The sequence below is a fragment of the Psychromonas hadalis ATCC BAA-638 genome (assembly GCF_000420245.1).
In the GTDB taxonomy this organism is placed as follows: Bacteria; Pseudomonadota; Gammaproteobacteria; order Enterobacterales; family Psychromonadaceae; genus Psychromonas; species Psychromonas hadalis.
Map to the genome: position 1 here is coordinate 1 of NZ_ATUO01000317.1, position 1,583 is coordinate 1,583.

At 36.1% G+C, this 1,583-nt stretch carries 2 protein-coding genes; both read right to left on the minus strand.

The genetic code is table 11. The annotated features are described in order from the left end of the window. Positions 1 to 300: 300 nt before the first annotated feature. Positions 301 to 519: an IS3 family transposase gene (locus G322_RS0119235; protein ID WP_028866760.1), complete on the minus strand. Its 219-nt coding sequence runs from the start codon at positions 517 to 519 to the stop codon at positions 301 to 303. Positions 520 to 598: 79 nt separating this feature from the next. Then, positions 599 to 1,369, minus strand: coding sequence for a hydratase (locus tag G322_RS0119240; RefSeq protein WP_022943278.1), 771 nt, complete (start codon positions 1,367 to 1,369; stop codon positions 599 to 601). Between the last annotated feature and the right edge of the window lie 214 nt (positions 1,370 to 1,583).

Here is a 1,583-nt window from a genome sequence, read left to right on the forward strand (position 1 = left end):
CTTTTTGGATGAAATTCATACAAAGCGTAATCCGCCCCTGGGGAAAGCAACGCAAAGCTCAATAAACAGGAAATATTAGTCGCAGCCTATGGGTGACAACAGTGTTCTACAACAGAGCCAATAAAAAGTACTACGATTTAAATTCAGCAAACCACACTGTTGCGAGACTGAAAGGTTTTCTAGCTTAGGCTCAATTAATTGTTTTTTATCAGATAAGCCCAAGTTTTTTAGCTTTTTTTCAAGCCACTCCTTCTCAACGGTCATTTTACCTACAATTTTTGTAAGCATTTCATTTTCTTCTTAAACTGCGATAAGCTCTTGCTTGTATTCTTTAACAGCCTTAGCAGACCCCATTGCAATCACTGCATTATCCAAGAATATCTTTTTCAAATTCTGAAGATTTTTAGGTGTGATGTTATTTTTACTGGCAATTTCAGCTATTGTTTTTTCATTTTCCAATAACTCAAGCACAAGCCGAGTTTTAAATTCAGCTGAACATGTTGTTCTTTTTTTGCTCATTACAAGTCTCCTATTTGGGTTGATATTATCTCAAATAGGAATAAGGATATTAATTTTATAGTTTAAATTTCTTGGGGTATTATAGAATTAGGTCATTATTTGGTACAAATGTAAGCTGATATTTTCCAAGTCCAAGATACTCAAACTCAGTTGCTTGGTTAAACTCAACTTCAACAATGCCCGCATAAGAACCAGTAATAATGGCCTGCCCTGCGGTAAAATCAACACCGCGTTTACTCATATAGTTGATTAGCCAGTACAAGGGTTTTTGTGGAAGTAAATTCGGATGCTTACCAGAAAAAGTTTGCAATAATTCATGCTGATCGATATTTATAACAAACTTGCTGGCAAGATAGGCTTTACTTTTATCTATTTCAGGGCCAATAAACAGTCCTTGATTAAGTAAACAGTCTGCGAGTTTTTCATAAAATGAAACCTCACTTGAAAAGCGATCTTGCATCAACTCCAGTGCCATGTGGCAACTTTTAACTGCATTATCAATTTCAGCATCACTATAACCTTCTTCACGAGCGGGCAAGTCTTTACCTAGCACAAACGCAATTTCAGGTTCGATATGCACTTTCCCATTTTCTGCAAATAAAGCACAAGTCTCACCCGATTGCACCGTATCGGAAAAAATAGGTGCTACAACAATTTTATTTTCACTTAAAGGTAACAAACACTTCCAAGCCGCAATACCATCACTGCGCTGATTTATCATCTGTGCTTGAATTTGTAATGCCTGTTCGCAGTTTGTAGGGGCTATTTCAGTACTTAGACGAGCTATTTTTTTCTCTGATTGGCGACTATTCAATAATAATTTCGCTGCTTTTTGAGAGGGTTTATTCATTATTTGTAACTACTCCGCACCCCTTAAAATTTGAGGTGTTTTTATAAAAATAGACTGTAAATGCTCAGGGCTAAGCCATTTATGCTTAGTTCAAGGCGAAAAAGCGCAGTTTAGGAAACGTTATACCAATTACAGTAAATAGCTAATCTATTTTACTGGTTAAAATAACTCACTTCTGCGTTGTAAGTTTTGCAAAGGGAACAACCATTTACGT